At 37.6% G+C, this 21,085-nt stretch carries 20 protein-coding genes; 4 read left to right on the top strand and 16 right to left on the bottom strand.

Annotated elements, in window-relative coordinates:
* Nucleotides 1–20 precede the first annotated feature (20 nt).
* Entirely contained in the window at nucleotides 21–1,835 is a 1,815-nt protein-coding gene (locus ACIQYG_RS20075) for an assimilatory sulfite reductase (NADPH) flavoprotein subunit (protein ID WP_402841513.1), read from the bottom strand.
* 323 nt (nucleotides 1,836–2,158) lie between these two features.
* Here ACIQYG_RS20075 and ACIQYG_RS20070 point away from each other — a divergent pair, with 323 nt between their 5' ends.
* Nucleotides 2,159–3,067: a LysR family transcriptional regulator gene (locus tag ACIQYG_RS20070; protein WP_402841511.1), complete on the top strand. Its 909-nt coding sequence runs from the start codon at nucleotides 2,159–2,161 to the stop codon at nucleotides 3,065–3,067.
* 328 nt (nucleotides 3,068–3,395) lie between these two features.
* Here ACIQYG_RS20070 and cntE read toward each other — a convergent pair whose 3' ends face one another.
* From cntE to ACIQYG_RS20025, 9 genes are all read right to left on the bottom strand, one after another.
* Nucleotides 3,396–4,574: a staphylopine family metallophore export MFS transporter CntE gene (gene cntE, locus ACIQYG_RS20065; RefSeq protein ID WP_402841508.1), complete on the bottom strand. Its 1,179-nt coding sequence runs from the start codon at nucleotides 4,572–4,574 to the stop codon at nucleotides 3,396–3,398.
* 43 nt (nucleotides 4,575–4,617) lie between these two features.
* The gene (locus ACIQYG_RS20060) at nucleotides 4,618–5,364 is read right to left on the bottom strand and encodes an ABC transporter ATP-binding protein (protein WP_402841506.1); all 747 of its coding nucleotides are present in this window, start codon (nucleotides 5,362–5,364) and stop codon (nucleotides 4,618–4,620) included.
* Nucleotide 5,365: 1 nt separating this feature from the next.
* Nucleotides 5,366–6,172: a staphylopine uptake ABC transporter ATP-binding protein CntD gene (gene cntD / locus ACIQYG_RS20055; RefSeq protein WP_402841503.1), complete on the bottom strand. Its 807-nt coding sequence runs from the start codon at nucleotides 6,170–6,172 to the stop codon at nucleotides 5,366–5,368.
* On the bottom strand, nucleotides 6,169–7,071 hold the full coding sequence (gene cntC, locus ACIQYG_RS20050; RefSeq protein WP_402841500.1) for a staphylopine uptake ABC transporter permease subunit CntC: 903 nt from the start codon (nucleotides 7,069–7,071) through the stop codon (nucleotides 6,169–6,171). The genes cntD and cntC overlap by 4 nt, the downstream gene beginning before the upstream one ends.
* Nucleotides 7,072–8,004 (bottom strand): nickel/cobalt ABC transporter permease, encoded by a 933-nt coding sequence (gene opp1B, locus ACIQYG_RS20045; protein WP_402841497.1) that lies wholly within the window; start codon nucleotides 8,002–8,004, stop codon nucleotides 7,072–7,074.
* An 80-nt stretch (nucleotides 8,005–8,084) separates the two neighbouring features.
* Complete coding sequence (gene cntA / locus ACIQYG_RS20040; protein WP_402841495.1) at nucleotides 8,085–9,710, bottom strand: staphylopine-dependent metal ABC transporter substrate-binding lipoprotein; 1,626 nt, start codon at nucleotides 9,708–9,710, stop codon at nucleotides 8,085–8,087.
* A gap of 123 nt (nucleotides 9,711–9,833) precedes the next feature.
* Nucleotides 9,834–11,144 carry an opine metallophore biosynthesis dehydrogenase gene (locus ACIQYG_RS20035; protein WP_402841493.1) on the bottom strand — a complete coding sequence of 437 codons (1,311 nt, stop codon included), beginning with the start codon at nucleotides 11,142–11,144 and terminating at the stop codon, nucleotides 9,834–9,836.
* Between the two features lie 29 nt (nucleotides 11,145–11,173).
* Nucleotides 11,174–11,974, bottom strand: coding sequence for a methyltransferase domain-containing protein (locus ACIQYG_RS20030; protein WP_402841491.1), 801 nt, complete (start codon nucleotides 11,972–11,974; stop codon nucleotides 11,174–11,176).
* Between the two features lie 23 nt (nucleotides 11,975–11,997).
* On the bottom strand, nucleotides 11,998–12,831 hold the full coding sequence (locus tag ACIQYG_RS20025) for a histidine racemase CntK family protein (RefSeq protein ID WP_402841488.1): 834 nt from the start codon (nucleotides 12,829–12,831) through the stop codon (nucleotides 11,998–12,000).
* A gap of 316 nt (nucleotides 12,832–13,147) precedes the next feature.
* Between ACIQYG_RS20025 and ACIQYG_RS20020 the strand changes: the two genes are divergently transcribed.
* On the top strand, nucleotides 13,148–13,462 hold the full coding sequence (locus tag ACIQYG_RS20020) for an iron-sulfur cluster biosynthesis family protein (protein WP_402841486.1): 315 nt from the start codon (nucleotides 13,148–13,150) through the stop codon (nucleotides 13,460–13,462).
* Between the two features lie 236 nt (nucleotides 13,463–13,698).
* Here the strand turns inward: ACIQYG_RS20020 and sigH are convergent, their stop codons facing one another.
* Together sigH and ACIQYG_RS20010 are read right to left on the bottom strand one after the other, a co-directional pair.
* On the bottom strand, nucleotides 13,699–14,349 hold the full coding sequence (gene sigH, locus ACIQYG_RS20015; RefSeq protein ID WP_402841483.1) for an RNA polymerase sporulation sigma factor SigH: 651 nt from the start codon (nucleotides 14,347–14,349) through the stop codon (nucleotides 13,699–13,701).
* Between the two features lie 504 nt (nucleotides 14,350–14,853).
* Nucleotides 14,854–15,357: a DinB family protein gene (locus ACIQYG_RS20010; protein ID WP_402841480.1), complete on the bottom strand. Its 504-nt coding sequence runs from the start codon at nucleotides 15,355–15,357 to the stop codon at nucleotides 14,854–14,856.
* Between the two features lie 53 nt (nucleotides 15,358–15,410).
* On the opposite strand from ACIQYG_RS20010, the gene ACIQYG_RS20005 reads away from it, so the two are divergent.
* Nucleotides 15,411–16,256: an amidohydrolase gene (locus tag ACIQYG_RS20005; RefSeq protein WP_402841634.1), complete on the top strand. Its 846-nt coding sequence runs from the start codon at nucleotides 15,411–15,413 to the stop codon at nucleotides 16,254–16,256.
* Between the two features lie 171 nt (nucleotides 16,257–16,427).
* Here the strand turns inward: ACIQYG_RS20005 and cuyA are convergent, their stop codons facing one another.
* A complete protein-coding gene (gene cuyA / locus ACIQYG_RS20000) occupies nucleotides 16,428–17,420 on the bottom strand; it encodes a D-cysteate sulfo-lyase (protein WP_402841477.1) in 993 nt (330 codons plus the stop codon).
* 561 nt (nucleotides 17,421–17,981) lie between these two features.
* Between cuyA and ACIQYG_RS19995 the strand changes: the two genes are divergently transcribed.
* On the top strand, nucleotides 17,982–18,377 hold the full coding sequence (locus ACIQYG_RS19995) for a GntR family transcriptional regulator (protein ID WP_402841475.1): 396 nt from the start codon (nucleotides 17,982–17,984) through the stop codon (nucleotides 18,375–18,377).
* A gap of 364 nt (nucleotides 18,378–18,741) precedes the next feature.
* Here the strand turns inward: ACIQYG_RS19995 and ACIQYG_RS19990 are convergent, their stop codons facing one another.
* Genes ACIQYG_RS19990 through ACIQYG_RS19980 form a run of 3 tightly spaced genes read right to left on the bottom strand, consistent with a single transcriptional unit; the run spans nucleotide 18,742 to nucleotide 21,082 of the window.
* Nucleotides 18,742–19,701, bottom strand: coding sequence for a VOC family protein (locus tag ACIQYG_RS19990; protein ID WP_402841472.1), 960 nt, complete (start codon nucleotides 19,699–19,701; stop codon nucleotides 18,742–18,744).
* Between the two features lie 40 nt (nucleotides 19,702–19,741).
* A complete protein-coding gene (locus ACIQYG_RS19985) occupies nucleotides 19,742–20,530 on the bottom strand; it encodes an SDR family NAD(P)-dependent oxidoreductase (RefSeq protein WP_402841470.1) in 789 nt (262 codons plus the stop codon).
* Between the two features lie 42 nt (nucleotides 20,531–20,572).
* Nucleotides 20,573–21,082: an aromatic-ring-hydroxylating dioxygenase subunit beta gene (locus ACIQYG_RS19980; protein ID WP_402841468.1), complete on the bottom strand. Its 510-nt coding sequence runs from the start codon at nucleotides 21,080–21,082 to the stop codon at nucleotides 20,573–20,575.
* Nucleotides 21,083–21,085 lie beyond the last annotated feature (3 nt).

Raw genomic sequence — 21,085 nt, 5'->3', positions numbered from 1 at the left:
ACTCTCCTTTTCTTCAAATTTCAGTACACATCACGTTGATAGCGTTTATTCTGTTGCATTTCTTCAAGATAAGCTTGCGCATTAGCATGGCTCATATTGCCTTCTTTCTCTATGATCTCAATAAGCGTATTATGGACATCATGTGCCATGTTTTTCTCGTCACCGCAAATGTATATAGCTGCCCCTTCTTGAATCCATTCGTATAATTCCTTGCTTTGCTCGCGCATCCGGTTTTGAACATACACTTTTTCATCAGTATCGCGTGAAAAGGCAACATCCATTTTCGTAAGTACACCTGTTTCCAACCACTTTTGCCATTCAGTTTGATATAGGAAATCCGTAACGAAATGCTGATCGCCGAAAAAGAGCCACGTTTTCCCTTTCGCTTCCGATTCTTCGCGATCCTGGATAAAGGATCTAAACGGAGCAATGCCCGTTCCTGGTCCAACCATGATAATTGGCGTGTCTGGGTTCTTTGGCTGCTTAAAGTTCTGGTTATGCTGAATGTAAATGGGCAGCAAGTCCCCTGGCTGTAATCTGTCCGCACATAAAATCGAGCAGACACCTTTTCTTTCTCGACCGTGACTTTCATACCGGACAGCTCCGATTGTCAAATGCACTTCATCCGGATATGCGGATAAGCTACTCGCAATCGAATATAGACGGGCTGGCATTTTCCGGAGAATTGATACGAACTCTTGCGCCGATTCACCCCATGAACCAAAATCGCGGACAAAATCAAGCAAATCACGGCCTTCTCGATATTCTTTTAATCTTTCTTCATTACCAGGCTTTACAAGCTCCTTTAAATCCTCGTTACCTGAAAGCAGTGCCGCTTGTTCAATGAGCGATTTTGTCAATACCGTTATTTCAAAGTCGGAGATGAGCGATTCCCTAAGCTGACGAAGTTCTCCCTGCTTATTGACCTTTACGGTTTCTTCAGGGTCCCAATCTAGTTCCATAAGAAGCATATCCACTAAATCCGAATCGTTTTTTGGATAAATACCAAGGCTGTCACCTGGTTCGAATGTAAGACCTGAGCCTTCAAGAGATAACTCAAGATGATGTGTCTCTTTATTGGAGCCACGGCCGTTCAAATTTATATTCTCCAACACTTCCGCTTTAAACGGATTTGTTCTCGAATAAGTTTGGTCACCTACAGAAGTTTTTGCTGCGGGAACTGCAGCAGCAGAATTGACTTGCCCTTCACTTAAACTGGAAATGACTCCTTCCAGCCATTCGGAAGCAGGCTCATCATAATCAAGGTCACAGTCCATTCGCGGAAATAAACGTGTCCCCCCAAGTTCCTCCAAGCGTTTATCAAATTGTTTTCCCGTTTCACAGAAAAACTCATATGAGCTGTCCCCTAGCGCCAATACCGAAAAGCGGAGACCCTCAAGGCTTGGTGCCCTCCTGCCATGAAGGTACTCATGGAAAGACAATGTATTATCCGGCGGATCACCTTCTCCATGCGTGCTAACGGCAATCAGAAGATTTTCGATTTTTTTCAAATTGTTGACTTTAAAGTCACTCATGGATGAAATGGTAACCTGAAAGCCATTACCCTCAAGCTTACTCGCCGCTTTTTCTGCCAGCCCTTGAGCATTTCCCGTCTGTGAACCATACAGTATGGTCACCTCTTTTGATATTGTCTTCCCGCCGCTTTGAGCTTCCAATACCGGGACGTCGGCTGAACTTGTGTTGGATACTGACAAAGATGCAGTCAGATAACCGCTCAACCAAATTTTTTGTGTTTCTGTCAAGCTTGGCAGTAGGCTGTTAAGGAGCTCTGCTTGCTCTTGATTAAAGGGACTGTTACTTACCTGAAGTTGCACGATTTCCACCTCACAAAGGGATATTAACTTATCTTAGTTGATTATTATGTATAACGAGTGGGTTTAAATATTTTTTTCGAACCATAAATTAATTAACTCGTTTACTCCTATAGACCAAGTCGGTTTTAACTGCAAAAAAAATTAAAAAATACAGTTATATAGGTTCATAGCACACAACAAATAAAAAGGACAATAGCTTTCCCCAGCCTATACTCTTCCTAAAATAAGTTTCTCATTAAAACTTTACTGGAAGGTATATCATTAGTAAAATATATATAATTTATTATAACTATTAAGAATATTAATAATAAGGGGAAATTTCTATGTACTATGATGCTTTAAAAACATTTGTGACCCTTGTGGAAGTCAAGAATTTTACAAAAACAGCAGAAATTCTTCTTATGTCGCAACCAAGTGTTAGTTTACATATTAAAAAATTAGAAGAAGAGTTCCAAACCAAATTATTTCTCCGTTCTCCCAAATTTTTAAAAGTCACTTTAACGGGAGAAATTCTTTACGACCGGGCCAAGCAAATGATCACAATCTATGAACAGACCAGACAAGACATACAGGAACACGATAGGTCCATCAAGGGCGAATTAAAGATAGGTGCAAGTTTTACAATAGGAGAGTATATCCTTCCTTCTTTACTCATCGACCTTCAAGAGGACTATCCTGAACTTGAACTTCAAGTCGTAATTGGGAACACGGAAGAAATCGTTCAAGCCGTTCGGCTATACAAGGTGGATATTGGTTTAATCGAAGGTCAAACTAACGAAAAAGAGCTTTCTGTTCACCCATTCATGCAAGATGAGCTATTCATTGTGTCTTCTAACACTCATGAACTCGCTAATAAAGACGAAGTGGAGATTACTGATTTACATGACCAAGCATGGGTAACGAGGGAAGTCGGATCTGGTACACGTGAATACCTTAACCATGTCATACGTTCAAATGGATTGAAAACTAAATCGATACTCACGATAAGCAGTAATCAAGGAATTAAAGAAACACTTATAAAAAACGGCGCAGGGCTCGCCCTGCTTTCCCGAAGTGTAATTGAAAGGGATGTACAAAATAAAATCCTTTCTATTATTCAGGTAAAAGATGAATCCTTTAACAGGACACTTTCATACGTCTATTCCCCAATTATGGAAGGTAAAAAGAATGTCAAGACTTTTATAACTGAATTAAACAAAAAATGGCCCATGAAAGCAAAGCCGATGGGCTGATCATTGCAAAGAATGCAATTCCAAGAATGAAGTTACAGGCACATGATGTTAGGAACTTATTGGTGATATTATTAAATAATCATAAGCGGATGATCCGGAAGTAAGCTGTTTAACAGGTTGCTTCTGTACACAAAACGCGGAAAACTAGCGCAGCTAAACAAATTTCGAGAATAAAGCCGGCATTTCCTGCGTTAAGGAAACATCGGCTTTATTATACTTAAAAAGAAGTCTGAGGAAAAATCCTAGATTCTTTCTTATCTAATTGATTTTACCTGTTTATCCTCAATCTTTTTGTAGATTTCCCGTTCTCTCGCCCCTTCTATTACCTTTATCCAACAAATACTTTTCGACGATCATAGGCAAAAAAGAGCATCGCCACACCTAAAATGGCACAAACCCTATACATCGCTGAATATGAGTAAAAATCAGCTAGTGGGCCCATAATCACGCTACCTAAAGAGACTCCTAAATCTGCCATCGCAATAAATAAACCAAGTAACACATTACGATTCATCTTAGGTAAGACAAAACTTAAATATGTTGTTAATGTTGGATAAATGAGTGCTTGCGCAATTCCCATTAAAATAGCGCCAACATAAAAATAGATAGCTCCGCCGTTCATAGAAAAACTTACACATTGAGAGGCTATTGCTAAAAGAAGCATGGTTCCCATAATAAAAAAAGAATGCCATTTTCCGTCTGAGGGAATCTTTTTCCTCCAAGCAAAACGGGCCAAAACAACGGTACCTGCCTGAATCATGAGATAAATTCCAGCATTTCCATCCTTTAATTGCACAGCGTACAGTGGTATAAAAGTTGTACTTGCCCCAAATATAATGGATGCAGCCAACATTAAAACGCTGCATTTAAATAAGAACGGATTTTTTACTAACTCACTGAAGGATTTAAAAATGCTTACTCCCTGTTCAGCATTATTTGTAACAGGCTGACTCTCTGCTTTGTCAATCTTTGCACTATAGCCAAATAATCCTGTAAAGATGGCAATTGCTATCATTGCCACTGTAAAATAGTCCATATCCCTTTGCCAAATGCCTAATGCTAGCAATGGGCCAATAATACCTGGTACATAAGAAAATAAAGAATATAGTGAAATGCCCTGAGAGCGATCCTCCTCTGGTAATGCATCAATGATGCCTATCTGTAATGCCATTGAAAAAAAGGCTGTCGATACGCCCTGCAACATACGGGCAACTAGATATCCTCCTAATCCGGTAATTGTATATAGTATTAAAGCAAAACCATTGAGAATAAGAATAAATCGTAACACTTTAATGGGTCCATGCTTCTGAATAATATGACCTGCCCATGGTCGAAAGAACATAGTCGTAAATAAATATGCCCCCATAATCAAGCCAATCGTGGTATTGTTAGCTCCCAATGCTTCCCCTTGTAAAGGAATAATAACGTTCAGTATAGCATTCGCACTAAAATAAAATAGAACCAACAGATACAAACGTAAAAAAGGCCATGCCATCGCTCCACTCACCGTATTTTCTCCTTTCTAACAATGCAATTAATCTTACATAGTATTAAACTGTTATTAACTTCTGTAATAATTTTCTTGCATATTCCGATTGAACGTCTTTTAATTTTTCAATATTGACCATTTCTTCAATTCTGCCATTCCTAAAAATAATAACTCTGTCGCAAATATAGGCCGCAGCCTGGAGGTCATGAGTTATAAAAACGTAGCTTATATTGTAGACTTCTTTTAATTCTTTTAATAAATTCAGCACTTGTATTTGGACAGGAATATCTAGAGAACTGATTGCTTCATCTAATAGAATACATTTAGGCTCTGTGGATATTGCCCTTGCAATGCACACCCTCTGAACCTCTCCTCCTGATAACTCATGAGGGTGCTTTTTTCTATAGGAAGGATTTAAACCCACTTGATTTAACAAAATATCAATTTTATAGTGAATTTCTTTTTGGGTCTTTTTTTTACCTTTTAACGGCTCCGAAATGGCTTCTTCAACCGTAAAAAAAGGATTAATGGAAGATTTATAGTCCTGAAAAACGGCACTGATGGCACCTAACCTGACTCTACGATCCATCACATTCTTACCCTCAAATAAAACAGTTCCCTGATCAGGTTTTTCAATTCCTAGTATCAAGCGGCCTAATGTGGATTTTCCACTTCCACTTTCTCCGATGATTCCGAGACATTCCCCATTCCTGCATTCAAAACTAACATTCTTCAATACTTGTTGTCTTTCTTTAGAAAACATTCCACCTTTTTTATAGAATTTGTCGATAGAATCAACTTTCAGCAAGTTAACTCCTCCCCATATTTTTTTTAAACTGATTACTCAGCTCTTCTTTAGCGGAAACTAAATATTTGGTATATTCATGTTGTGCATCTGAAAAAATGGCTTGTATATTTCCTCTTTCAATGATTTTTCCATCCTTCATGACCAAAATATTATCTGCAATTTTCTTTACAACACCTAAATCGTGAGATACAAAGATCATCGAGGAGCCCATTTTTTCTCTTAACTTAATCAATTGTTCAACAACTTCAAATTGAGAGATTGTATCTAGCGCTGTTGTTGGTTCATCAGCGATAATAATGTCGGGTTCCAATACCAATGCCAATGCAATCATAATCCGCTGCAACATTCCACCTGATAGCTGGTGTGGATGCTTGTTCATAATCTCTATCGGATTTTTCAGCATGACACTTTCCATAGCATTTTTCATTTTTTCTTCGATTTCTTTATTACTCCAACCGAAATGTTCAACAAGCGTTTCCTTTAAATGAACACCAATCACACAGGAAGGATCAAATGCGCTCATCCCATTTTGTAGAATCATACAAAGTTTTTTACCCCTCATTTTCCTCATTTCTTTTTCAGAAAGAAGATTTAAATTCTCTCCTTTAAATAGAATGTCTCCTGATTGTTGAAGCCACGTTTTATTCAATCTCATAATGGATCTGCAAGTTATGGACTTACCACTTCCACTTTCCCCTACAATTGCAAGACAGCTTCCTTCCTTTAAGGTGAATGTACCATTGTGGACGATATCATTATCAGTTTTAACATCACGTATGTTCAAATTTTTAACTTCTAATATATTCATAATTTATTTGCCACCTCTTTTTTTTGAAATTTGATTTTAGAGGTCCTTGGTTTTTTCACGATATTATTATTAAAAGTCATTAACTTTGGATCCAAAGCTACTTGGAGGGCATCAGAGAAAAAATTAAATGCCGATACGACAATAACAATGGCTAAACCGGGTGCTAACATTAACTCTGGCCTTGTAAACATGACTTCCCTTGCTTCATTTAGCATCATCCCCCACTCAGCATTAGGGGCTTGGATCCCTAATCCGAGAAATGAAAAACCTGAAATTTGCAAAATCATTGAACCAATAGAGCTACTTGAAATAACCGCAATATCAGAAAATGTAACAGGAACCAGGTGTTTATATATGATTTTCATGTCACTAATACCGGATGCTTTGGAAAACTTGACATATTCTAATTCAGAATACTTCATGACAGACGTCCGGATTACTCGAGCAAACCATGCCCATTTCACCAAAATACATGCAATCAAAATATTTTCCAGACCTACACCTAACACACTTACAATCGCCAATGTCATAACGTATCCTGGGAAAGAAAGCATAATGTCACAAATCCTCATAATAAAGGCATCTACTTTTCCTTTAAAATATCCAGCTAGAAACCCTAATACCGCTCCAATCAAAACAGAGATGAACAATGCAAATAAAACCCATAAAACGCTGGGACGAATTCCATATATGATCCTGGATAAAATACATCTCCCTAGATGATCATTGCCTAATAAATGCTCCCACGATGGCGATGCATATCGAAGGCTCATTTTTATTTCATTCGGGTCATGTGGCGCAACTAGTGGAGCAAAAAGTCCACCTATTATGATTGCAATAATGACAATTAAAGATACAGTAGCTAACTTATCTTTAATTAGATTATTTAACATTCTCATCTAGAGATCATTCCTTATCCTAGGATTCATTGCTGCATTTATAATATCGGAAACTGTATTAAACAATACAAAGGCGGCTGCTAATATAAGAACGTAAGCTTGGATAATAGGGAAATCCCTGCTTAGGATTGCTTTAACACTCAGACTTCCTAAACCCGGCCATGCAAAAACGTTTTCAATGACCACTGTACTTCCTAATATGATCGGGATGGACATGCCAAATATCGAAATGGAAACTTGCAATGAATTCCTTAGAATGTGCACGGTAATTTTCTTTTCTGGTATACCGCAAGCCCTACAATATAGAACATAGTCTTCATTTAAATTGCTTATCATCGAAGATCTAACATTCCGAAAATAAATTCCAGCATAACTTACCGTGATGATAATAACCGGCAAAATATAACTCTTGTACGAATCCATTCCACTGGTTGGTAATAAATTCAACTTAACAGAAACATACCAAATCAGAATGGATGCCAACCAGTAGGATGGCATTGCCGTTAGGAAAAACGAGATTCCCCTAACCGATTTATCCGCTAGCTTTCCTTCCTTCAAGGCGCAAATAACACCTATTAGTATGGACATAATAATAATGACAACAGATGAAACGAAAGTTAACTTGAACGAATTGAGAAAAGCTGGAGCTATCAAAGACCAAACAGGTTTTCCTGTCACGTATGAATCTCCAAAATCCAGCTGTAAGGAAGCAATAAGCCAATCAAAGTACCGTATGATAAATGGTTGATCCATTCCTAACTCTTCTTTCGTTTGAACAATTAGTTCATCTGTTATTTTTGGAACACCTTGTGCTTGTAACACCACTTCGGCTGGATCTAAAGGAGAAAGATTGATTAAGACAAACGTCAAAAATGAAATGATCAAAAGTAATGGGGTGGCTATGAAAACTCTATTAAGGATGTATCTTCCCATAAAAGTCTCCTTTCAATTAATACATGAAACTTGCACTTTAGCATAAATAAAAAGGGGAAGCCCCCTTTTTATTTATGCTTCTATTGAAAATACATTTGCTCAAATGGCAACTCAAATTGTGTTTGTTTAAAGGATATGCCATTTAAATTTTTTGGAGCAACAACAGTGACACTGCCATTGGAAATGGGAATAAAGACTGCTTCTTCATGTATAATTTTTAAAATATCCGTATATAACGATTTTCGTGTGTCCTCGTCAGTAGACACCATAACCTGGTCAATTTTTTTATATAGTTCATTTGCTTTGGGGATTCCACTTGTCGTATGTAGATAAGAAGCCTCGGAAGTAAAAGCAGCAATTGTACTTTGTGGATCATAAGCTAGTCCCCAAGTTTGATTGAATAATAAATCATAGTCACCCGTTGACCTTCTATTAGCAATTGAAGTTGACTCTTCACCGATAATCTCTAACTCAATACCGATTTCTTTTGATGACGCCTGGATAAATTCAGCCTGGGTTTTTTGACTGGAAGAATTGCTGTCATAATAAAGTTTCATGACTAATTTGTTACCGGCTTTCGTTCTAACTTGAGCACCTTCCTCTAATGCCCACCCTGCTTCATCTAAAATCTCTTTCGCTTTCTCTAAATCGTATCCCCTTTTAATCAAATCGACATTGGCATAATTGACGTTAGGGGAAAATAGGGTATGAGCTGTTGTTTCAGTGCCATTTAAAATATCCTTAGTGATCGTTTCCCTATCAATGGAGTGCCAAATGGCTTCACGAACAGCTTTTTCACTAACAGGTTCACCAGTTTTACTGCTATTCGCAACGATCATTTTCGTATTCATCGGTTCACTTCTTACAAGTTGGTAATCACCTGAATCAACTAATTCATTCATTGCTTCAACATCAAGACTATCTGCACCGCGATCATCGGTAAAAACAAAGTTTACTTCTCCTTTTTTTAAGGATAAAAAGGTCGTTTCTCCTGTTGGGAGAACTTTAGACGTAATTTTTTTTATTTTTGGTGAGCCGCCCCAGTAATTTTCATTTGCTTCAAATATTGCGAACTCATCTGTTTTATGTTCAGTCAGAGTATATGGTCCTGTACCGTTAAAACCTCTTACACCATCTTTTGTTTCGCCATCCTTAAAATCTTTAGGCGAAATGAATACATAAGGCCTTGTCATAGATAATTCCACCAGTGTTGGATAATAGGATTCTGACAGTACCAAATTGACTGTATACTCATCTACAGCATTTACACTTTCTATTTTTGAGGAAAGTTTAATCCAAGAATGCTTTTCTGAATTGTTTTGTACAGCCTCTATGTTTTTCTTTACTGCTTCAGCGTTAAAAGGTTCCCCATCATGGAACTTCACATTTTCTCTTAGATGAAACGTGTATATTTTTCCATCTTCTGAAACTTCCCAAGACTCAGCAAGTAAAGGCTTTATTCCATCTGCCGTGTTTTCAACTAATGATTCATATACCATACCTTGAGCTGGCATGGAACCTTTGTAAAGATGAGGATTCATATCATTAATGTCTTTGGCTGATGCATAAACTATTTCTGCTTTTCGCTTGTTGTCAGCCACTTCCTTTTTATTACTATCTGTGTTTCCTGATTTTTCAGAGCAAGCAGCCAGTATGGATAAAACAAAAAAAACTAATGCTGCAAGTTGGAATATTTTGTTAAACATAGTAGTTCTCTCCTTTAAGTCCTTCTAAATATGTTTACAGTTTGTTTAATACCACCCTCGCAAATCGTAATGATTCCTATTTGAATGGTATACTTATTTATTGGGTTTCGACATTTACTATCCCTACATCTTTGTTGCTATTATTTTCCCTATCTCATCGCATATCATATTCACATCTTCATCAAAACTTTGAACGGTAAATGCATGAGACAACATTTCGCCTTTCCGGGATTGAGCTACTTCCTCGAGTTTACTCTCATACTTTTCAATAAACTTATCTATTGTTGGACATTTCAAATCTAAATACTTTGCAATTCCCTGTATAATTTTGGTGCGATAATAATCTTCCTTTGGCATTCTTGGAATATCCAAATAACCTTCTCTGTTGACAAACACTCTTCTGATTGGAACCGCAGAAAAATCAAAATATCTTCCTTCCTCATCTGGTTCTGAATAAGGGTCGATCAGCAATGAGGTATAACGTATATACAGTAAATATTCTTGATGGATTGGATCTAAATGATAGAAGCTTTCTATATCTTGACGCGATAAACTTTCTAACCTTACAGGATAATTATCATCTGTCATAAATTGAAGTAAATTTATCTTCTTTACATTTACTTTTTCCAAAATAGTCATAATTTCTTTCCACTGAGACAACATATCCCGCACTAAATATTGTGTAATGGGTCCTTCAGGATACATTTTATAAACATATTTCTTCGTTTCTATATCTCCAAACATTGCACCTAATGAAAAGTCATTCATGAACAACGGTGGATGTACATATAAAGAAATATTCCTGGTTTCTGCCTCAAACGGTGTCCCCATAATTTTCAATTCAATTCCTAGCTGCTCATATACCTTACATAGTTTGTCTACATTTTCAGATGGAAAGTGCGTAGATCCTATAAAAATTTTTTTCTTGACTGCTGTTGTTAAAACATGATTGGACGGTCCATCCAGCATCCATCGTGTATCACCTAAATATGTAGAAAAACTAATAATTTCCGCCTCAAGATTAAACTTGTTCAAATAATAACTTATCAAGCTGTTTGATCCAAAAGTTGGAGAAATTAAAACAATACATTTTACTTGTTTTAAAATCTGCTCACTCAACTGTTTCAGTACCTCAATATAGGCATCCGCTGTTACAGAGAATATGATCGTATCCCATTCACCCTTTATGGTTTCATAACCACTAAAAACTTCGTTGACGAAACATTCACCTTCCATGGTTCGATGCTTTTCATTTTGAACACTTACACGTATTAGATGGTCACTTTGCCTAAGGGTCTTAAATAATGTTTCTGAACGAACAGAGTCTCTGCCGGCAATCCCCACGTAGCAATTTAAATGCTTTTTTAAAAAGACTGCAAGTTGGATGGATGTAGGACCGGTACCTAAAATTAAAACTCGCTTAAAATCACTCATGAAATCTCCCTTCCTCTTTAACAAGTAAGCTATGCTTTTTTATACAATGCGATATCAAACACATGATCTGGACGTAATATATTGTCAACCATCCTCCACTTTTCTGCATCCACCTCTCTCATAGGATAATTAAATAAAGATTTCAGCTGATTACCGTATCTCATAGCCACTACAACATTTTCATTTGTCAATGGATGTATTTGACCAAGTATGTCATATTTAGCTTCTACAGTTGAACTAAAAATGATATGAGTTAATTCTTTTGCATACTCAATATTTTCCACTTCTTTTTTCTCTAATTTTATATTTAAGTCCCCACCCAATTCATCCACAACTTTTCGTCCAAGTTCAATAGCCTCATCATCAATATCTATGCCAATAACCTCTGCTCCCGTTCGCTTAGCAATTAATAAAGGTGTCATCGGAAATGAGCCTGACCCCACCAATAATACCTTTGATTCTGAAGTAATTTGAAATTGGCCAAATTCATTTTCAATACATGATTCTATATTCTTAAAATAATTGGTACTCTCAGTAGTTCCATTTAGCAGCTTCAAAGCACGATATTTCTCCATAATGGCCACACAAAGTGCTGATTTCGTTCTTAAATCCTCGACTAGTTGATAGAAGTCCCTGGATTCATGTTGTACTAGTTGTTCCCAAGCTTCTTTATTCCTCTCACTTATTATGAATTTTGAATAATCATCTATCAGAACCTCAAACTCCGGACAGTGATTCATGGTATGGTCATATTTTACTGCAAAATCGTTAAATCTTACTGAAAATTGATTCAAATCTTCTTGCAAAGTATTGGTTTTTAACACATTCATTCCACTCCAATAATATATAATAGTTAAACATCTATAAAAGCTTTACCTTGTGCCACTATTCCAACAGACCCTTCAATTTTAAGACACTCCAACTCTTCGTCATTACAGCTAGCTTTTACATTAATAGTCCCACCTGGCTGCCTGATTTTAGCAACGACCTCTCCTTTATTCTTCCATGCAAGATACGCTCCTAAGGAAGCTGTACCTGATCCACACCCCCTTTCCCAAATCAAAGTATCTAAATGTGGTACATAAATGAGGGGAGCCAATTCATCGGACTTCGCTTTATATAATAAAATGCCGATCAAGTTAGCACCTAAAGTTACTCCCAGCAACTTTGCTAATGATTCTGCTTTTTCCCTTATTGACTTATCAAATTCCTCCACTTCAATCACAATATGAATGAACTCCTGATATCTCACTATGATTAAATTCAAATCACTGCCATCAAATTCAATTTTTCTCTGTTCTATCTTTTTTGGGGTAGGCATAGTTACTTGGCAGTAATATTCATCTATATTTCTTTTCACTTGACCCATTATTAATTGATCTGTACCTGAAACTTCTAATAAAATTTCTGTCATCTCATTTTGCTTTAGTCCTTTTTCAGACGCAATAAAAGCTGCCAATGCCATACAAGCATTTCCACAAAACTCACCTCCGGCCATATGTAAATGTGCAACAGCTTTATTATTTTTCGGTTTTTCTATGAATCCTACTTGTTCAGCGTGTACATTGTCATATGACATTATTTTGGAAGCAACATGCTTATACCTTTCAACTGGATATTTAGTTTTAACAAGGACTGTCATATTTTGTGTTGGATTAAATTTTATAAAATCAATTTCCTGGATCATCTCAACTACCCTCTACTCTTATATTTTTTGTTTCCTTTCTTCAAAAGTCATTATTGGACACAAATAGTAATGATTACGATTTGCAATTACAGAATGAATTATAGCATAATGCTGGAAAGTGTCAACATTGTTAATTTGTTTGATAAATGTAATAATTTTACATTTTATCTCTTCCATGTATATCCCCTTGGATATTAATCACCATTGGAAACTTTATTTTTTCCTTGGAAAGGTCTAACACATTAACTTATAAACAATGGGGTATACGAATAAATAGAAAATTGTATAGATAAAAAATAATATGGGAGCGGGTTTTATGAATATTGAAATTAAAGAAGCAGCGCTTGAACAACTATTAAAAGTGAATTATAAAGAGAATGAAGGTGTTCGTATCGAAGCCATTTATGTTGGGAGCTGTTCGATTTATGTGGAACATGAATTGAAAATTGATAATAAGAACGAAGATGATGAGAGATTCATAATCGAGGGGGTCCCCGTATTAATTTCAAGTGAGTCTAAAAAGCATCTTCCGGAAAAAGTCTTTCTTAATTACAGTGATGGACTTGGGTACAAATTATATTCAGAAGATGAAACATTAAGATATAATCTCCAATTGAATAGAGTGAATTAAAAAAATGAACATAGTAAAAAGCCCATGTATTCCAGTTGGGCTTTTTGTGTTTATGCTCAGAGAATTTATCATAGGCGCATTTATCTAGAAGGATTTTATTTTCCTTTAGGATAGAGCTCTGCACTAATAGCTCCATTCCAGGAAAATGCTTTAACAAGTACTTTCATCTCTTCTATTAATCGTTTCGATGTTATTTTTCAAATAATAATGACCGCAAGTTTAAAGAATTATTATTATTATTCTTCCACTTTCCTGGACTCGAAGTGCCGCTCCAGTTTCCTTTTTACCCGCTGAAGTGCATTATCGATCGTCTTTTTTTGAACATTCAGTTCCGTTGATATTTCAAAATAAGTTTTTCCTTCCAGGTACAAGTCCACAACTTTGCTTTCCAACTCACTAAGGACTTCGGTTAAAATTAGCTCAATATCGCAAATTTCTTCTGATTTTATTAAAATCGTGACTGGGTCAGTTTGCCTCTGTTCAGGAATTAGATCAATTAGCCCCTGTTCTGACTCACCTTGATGGATTGGCATATACAATGAAACATAATTATTTAAGGGAGAATGCTTTTGGCGAATGGCCGCCTTAACAGCCGTTATGATTTGTCTTGTAATGCAAAGTTCCGCAAATGTTCTGAAAGACGACTTTTTGCAATTTTTGTAGTCCCGAATGGCCTTATATAGTCCAATCATCCCTTCCTGAAAGACGTCTTCCTTATCTCCACCCGTTAAAAAATACTTCAAAGCATTTGATTGAACGACACATCTGTATTTTTTGATTAAAAAGTCCAGTGCCTCCTCATCACCATTATGGATTTTCCCAACCAACATTACATCTTCCATATGAGTATAGTTTTCCATTCGTTTCTTCTCGATGATTACACTCATTTATTTTCCCCCACTCACTTAATTGAGCACCGACATAAGGTTGCATTATCACTTCAATGTGTTAATTCAATATAATAATATCTCAGAAATGACGATAATGATATTCGCAAATAACGACATTTTTCAACAAAATACTGATAGTTATAACTAGACACTTTCAGTCAGTTTTAATTGATTTGGTAGAGATCTCGTCATTTACTTATAAATAATAATAGTAAAGAACTATTCTGCACTAATGGTTTAACATAGCCAATCAATAGGAACAGACGGGACAAATGGTAATTTTATGCCGGGATTGTTGATCTATCTGAAGTTTTACTTCATTCGCTTTAATTGGAATATGAAGGATGGTGACATTTAAACCCTTTTTGGCAAAATAAAAAAGCACCCTTCAATGGATGCTAAAACATATTATTAACTCAGTTATAAAATGGAGAACTGGAATTTAATTATTCGCCAATGGCCCCGTATGTTGAAGATCATAACTTAAGCATTCATAAGTTATTAAAGCGGTGGAGTTTCCACACCTAAATGAATCCAATCTTCTTTTGGCGGTCCATAAACCCCAAAAGGTTTTATTCCTGCTTGACGCATCAAAACCGTAACTTGTCCGCGATGATGAACAATATGCTTGATTAGTCCCATAAGGATGGAAGCATTTGTTTCCTGTCTTCCAAACGCTTCTTGTATTTGTTCCAGGGATTCGTCTGTCCATTGTTGTTCAATAATTTTGGCTGCGTGAGAACTTACATTTTTAAAAGTGATGGCAATTTCCCGGGCAGAAGATGGGACGTTTTCCGAACTTTCTATCCGGTCTATCTTTAACCCGAAATGAGCTAGATAATCTGGAATATTCGTGGTGAAATGCCACACAATTCTTCCTAAGGTACGACCTCCTGGATAAACTTGTTGTTCTAAGGATTCATCAGTCAAACTATCCAAGACATTTTGAGTCAATATGGCTTCTTTATTCCATTCTTTAATAAAATCTGAAATTGAAATATACATATAATGCCTCCCCTATTTCGATAGATAATTACTTAAAGTACATTATAAAACATATGTTCCCTCATTACAAATTCCTTATTAATTTTTCAAATACAAAAAAAAATCCAATCTTCTCTGATTTCTTGGCACACGCAGAAAGCTTAGGGGTAACTGCTGTCAATGACTTACATGGTTTAAAAACAATAGAATCTCTAGATGTTTTCAAAGAATTCGAAGACAATGGAGAATTAACAGCCCGTATTCATTTATGGCCAGCTTTAAATGGCAATCTTGAACATGTCAAACAATTACGAGATACGTATCAATCGGATAAACTTCGTGTGTCGGGACTTAAACAATTTATCGATGGTGTCATTACAGCCCGTACCGCTTATTTACTTGAACCTTATGCGGATCAACCTAATACACGCGGTGAGACGTCTTTCCCTGCTGAAACGATCAACAAATGGGTCGTTGATGCAGATAAAGAAGGCTTTAGCATTCGTTTTCATGCCATTGGCGACGGAGCGGTTCGCCTTGCTCTAGATGCATATGGTGAAGCCCAAAAGACAAACGGTAAACGAGATTCGCGTCATTCCGTCGAACACATTGAAGTGATCCACCCGGATGATGTTCATTGTTTCATAGAGTTGGGCGTTACTGCTTCAATGCAGCCAGATCACTTTGCGATGTCCGAAAGAGGTGTTTACACCGAACGGATTGGTACTGAACGAGAAAAGCATGTTTTCTCGATTAATACATTGCAAGAAGCCGGAGCAAAATTGGCATTTGGAACGGACTTTCCAATTGATATACTTAATCCGCTTCAACAAATCTATCGTGCAGTAACGAGAATCGACAGCAGCGGAAAAACGGTATGGCATCCATATGAGTGCATAACACTTGCCGAAGCATTGTAAGCTTATACCAGCGGCCCGGCCTACGGTACATTTAGAGAGCAGGAATTAGTGACATTGACAAAATTCAGCATGAAAGCTATTGGATTAATTATTCGATACATATGTTTTTGCTTAATAACCACCCCTGCTATACTTAAAAAGTGGGATTAGGCCACATGCATGATAAGTATTTCAATTAAATAGAGAAGTATTGGCGTATAACGATGAAGCACCGCCAGAGTGAACAAATAGAATGTTATCCTCCGGCTTGAATGTGCCTTTTTTTATTAAATCGATGAGTCCCGCTGCCGCTTTACCCGTATATACCGGATCCAGCAAAATTCCTTCTGTTCTTGCCATTATCTTGACTGCTTCCACCATTTCAGGTGTAGGCAAAGCATAACCCGGTCCGACATACTCATCAAAACACGTAACTGCCTCACGAGGAATTGAATTTGGAATGCCGATATGTGTTAAAGTTTCCTTAACAAGCTGAAAAACTTTCTCTTCTTGTTCAGCTTTCCCCCTACTAACGTTTATTCCAATTACCGATACTCCACTGTGATTTCCATGAAATCCTGCCACTAAACCCGCATGCATTCCTCCACTGCCGCTTACACAAATAACTGCTTTCAAATCAATCCCTTGCTCAAAGGACTGTGCCAAGATCTCCTGAGCGCATGCAACGTATCCCGTCGCACCAATGACATTGGATCCCCCAACCGGGATGATGTAAGGTTGATGTCCTTTCTCTGTCACCTCTTTAGCGACTTTCTGCATTTCTTGTATTAAGTCAGAACCATTAGGCACTACTTTGATTTGTTCAGCGCCCAATAAATGATAGAGAAAATAGTTACCGTTAAAATCCGGTTCAGAATTTGAAAGACCCTCTTCCAACACAAGGATGCATTTCATTTTTTCTTTAACCGCAGCAGCTAGTGTCAAGCGGCAATGATTGGATTGAACGCCTCCACATGTAATCAATGTATCCGCGCCTTTTTCCAATGCATCAGCAACAAGGAATTCCAGTTTTCTTGTTTTATTTCCCCCGGCCGTCAGACCAAGCATATCGTCTCGTTTAACGTAAATGGATGGGCCACCAAGAACTTCAGAAAAATGATCTAATCTCTCAACTGGTGTATATGTCGGTGTATATCGCTTTCTAGGAAATTGTGCTAAATTCATTTATTACTCCTCCTGATCCTCTATGTATATAAAAAAAGAAAATCAATCTGATGTTCTCTTTTGTTTAATAAGCTTCGATTTCAATCATAGCATCTTTATGTAATCGAGCAACATGAATCTCACTTCTTGCATGGTTATCTGTAAAAAGAATTTCCATATACATCATTCATCAGGGGAAAGTGCCCCCCTTTCCAAACCGATGATTATATAACCTGCTCTAAGTTTGCATCCTCTTACTCTATGATTCCCAAAAGTGCTAGGCAGTTTTCCAGTTACAGCATATATATGAGGGCTACCTAGAATTTCCATAAGGTCCGATAGCTTTGTGAGCGTCTTTGGTTATAATTGTTTCATATACATCATTTGTTGTACCGTAACAGAGAACGGTCTCACCCCATTGAATTTTATAAATAATCAAAAGTCCGAAGCATTGAAATAACTTCAATCATTTTTTAAGATAAAATAAATACACTTGTATATAATTGGATTTTAGAAAAGGAGCACCCTGAAAACACAAAATCATTGAAGGGATATTTTTGCCCGGAGACCGGTTAACGGAAGATGATATCGCCCAACAATTCAATTGTAGCCGCACCGGTTCGTGAAGCTTTGAGGAAATTGGAACAGGAAAATTTGCTTCAGGTGAAGCCTGGCATAGGGATGGTCATATCCAATGTGGATATTGATCTTTTGCAGCAAGAATTGGAAATCAGGAAAATGCTCGAAAACCATTCTATACAAAAAGCATGTGAAGGAATTACGGAAGAAGAATTAAAAAAACTGGAATGGGCAACGGATAAACTACAACAGGCAATTAATAAAAATAGCCGAATAGCGGCAAGCGTGCAAATCTTGAATTTCACCGCTTATTATATTCCTACTCGAGAAATACCTTTCTCCAAAGACTACAGATTCATCATGGCTTTCTTTTCGAATTTCCTTTTTATCGGCCCGTAATGAAGATGTTACAATGGTTGATAAATTTTGGTATGAGGAACGAAACAACAAGCACTTTCAGGTAATCTATGCCATTCGTGACAAAGGTGTAGAAAAAGGAATAAAGGTCAATACAATCCATATTGATTTTAAATTTTCCACTTTTATTCGAACCGTACAAGGCCATGGTTGAAGTCCCCTTCCCGACCATTGCCTTGTATGCCTTTTATGGTTTCACTTCTCGTAAGTTAATCAGCTGATCAGGTGGGAAAATGGCTAGGTTTTCGAAATAATGACCGCTGGAGTTCATCATTCCTAATTATGTAACTCCCAAGTGATCAGTCAATTGCATCCGAAAACCTTTTGATGATCAATTGTTACTTGTTTACTCATCAAAACGTTCTAGCAGTTCAATGATCACTTTAAAGGTCGCTGTTGTATCCATATAGGCATACCGGCCTTTTCCGTTAAAAAAATTACCTGTCTGTATGACCGGATAGCCCATTTCTTCCAGCAGCTTCATTTTAGCCTCCATGTCTTTAACGACAAAAGAGATATGGTGAACACCCTCACCATATGTTTCAAGATGATCTTTCCACGTACTGGGCGATTCGCCCGGCTCGATCAATTCAATTTGAATTAACGGAGTATCGATGAATATATATTTTGATTTGCCTTCAGTGGGTTTCCCTTTATAAATCACGTTTGTAATATCGGTTGAACCAGAATGGATGATGGGAGGTTTTTCAACACCCAATAACTTACAATATGCATCTGAAGCCGCGTCGAGGTCTTTTACAACAAACGCAAGTTGTTCCACTATGTTAGTCCCTAATAGCGGCTGAACGCTGGCATCTTCCGGCCTTTCCCATGCCGTTGCTCTTGGCTCCGCACTTTCAAGCAGTTCAACAAACGTTTTGTGATCATCTAGTGTATCCACATATACATATCGGCCGTCACTTGAAGTGAATTCACCCGTTTGCAAGGCTGGGTATCCACTTTTCTCCATGATTGGCAGCCTCTTTTGGATAGAGTCTACATCAAAAGCTATATGGTGGATCCCTTCACCTACTTCATCCAGGAACTCACGCATCGTTCCAGGATTTTTATCGGGTTCTATTAGTTCAAATTGGACGGTCGGAGTATTCAGGAAAGCCAGTTTGGATTGTGATTCCGTTGGTACGCCTCTAAAAGTGACTTTCGAAACAGAACTGTCACCAGTTAAAAATGGTTCTGCTTTCTTAATGCCCAGCAGCGTTGTGAAAGCAAGATTAGCAGATTCAATATCTTTTACAACAAATGCGAGTTGATTAATATTCCTATTGCCCAATAGTGATTCAGCCATACATATAAACCTACTTCCCTTAGTTTATTTTGTTATGGACTCAACCCAGTCCGCGAACTGCCAATCCTCCATCACTGGAGATGACTTCGCCGGTAATTGCACGCGCTGCGTCCGATGCTAACAGGACATATGCAGCTACATGATCTTCTGGCAGCTGTGCAAGCTGCAGAGGGTTTCTTTTCTTAATGCTATTTGCCTTCGTTTCATTATCCACGATTTTAACGAATGGACGTAGGGGAGGAATGACCGATAATGCTGTCAGAGTGCCACCAGGCGCTACAGCATTCACCCTGATGTTAGGGGCGAGTTCAAAGGCAAGCTGGCGCATCAGCCCTATTTGGGCATGCTTGCTTGCTGTGTACCACACCCCGCCGCCATCCGGATAAAAACTAGCACCGGATACGGTGAAAATAATATTGCCATTCGATTTTTGCAGTTCTTCAAGAGCGGCTTTAGCACCGAAGAAAGATCCTTTAACGTTAATATCGATCAGAAAATCATATGCATCGGAAAGTGCATCGGGAGTTACGTCGGCAAATTTAGCAAATCCATCAAAGACCCCTGCATTGGCAACGAAAACATCCAGCTTTCCAAATTGCTCGACAGTGGCCTGTACTGCCCTCTCATTGTCTTCATATTTGCTTACATCGCCTTGGTTAATGAGAATCTCTTCACCAAATTCCACTTTCATTTTCTTTAGCGTTTCTATCGAGCGGCCGATGATGCTGACTTTTGCCCCTTCTTGTATGAAACGTCTAGTGACAGCCTCCCCGATACCTGAATTGCCACCGGTAATCAACACTACTTTATCCTTTAATGCCATTGTCATTGTAACCAGCCTCCTTTTTATCTATTTTAATTAAAGTCAATATTATACGAAGATAGCAAGATTTCTGGTATTTATCGTTGATTGATCAACAATGAATATCCGTTTGGAAAGTTTCCATTTACCTTCTTCGAAAATGAATTCATCATTTCTTTCCCCCGAAATCAAATCATGCTGAATATCCGTGCTGCGGCTCCGATAGATGAGCAGATAGCTCTTGACGACTGCCTTTTCACCTTCAACATAGTCTTTAACGCGTACATTAGAGACAAAACGCCGTGTTCTTGATGGCGGTATTTCGGCCCAAGCATAATCCGTTTTCAAACGATCCACGCGCAGTTTCAGCAGCTCAATATCATCATTAAAAGTAAACATGTCCGTTGAATAATCCGGTCGTTCCACCCCTTCTTTATTAACACGTACAGGCATTTGATACCGCAAGCTAGAGTGCATTAAATCGAACCAATCATCAAATTCAATATCATCCAGTAATTGAGCTTCATCATACAGCCACTGTTCAAATTCACATTTGAGCAACATTTTCTCCACATTCATTTC

Origin of the sequence: Peribacillus sp. NPDC096622 (assembly GCF_044762665.1) — a bacterium.
Lineage (GTDB): Bacteria > Bacillota > Bacilli > Bacillales > DSM-1321 > Peribacillus > Peribacillus frigoritolerans_B.
The sequence above is the reverse complement of the archived record's forward strand: the minus strand, read 5'-3'. Positions and strand labels throughout refer to the sequence as shown.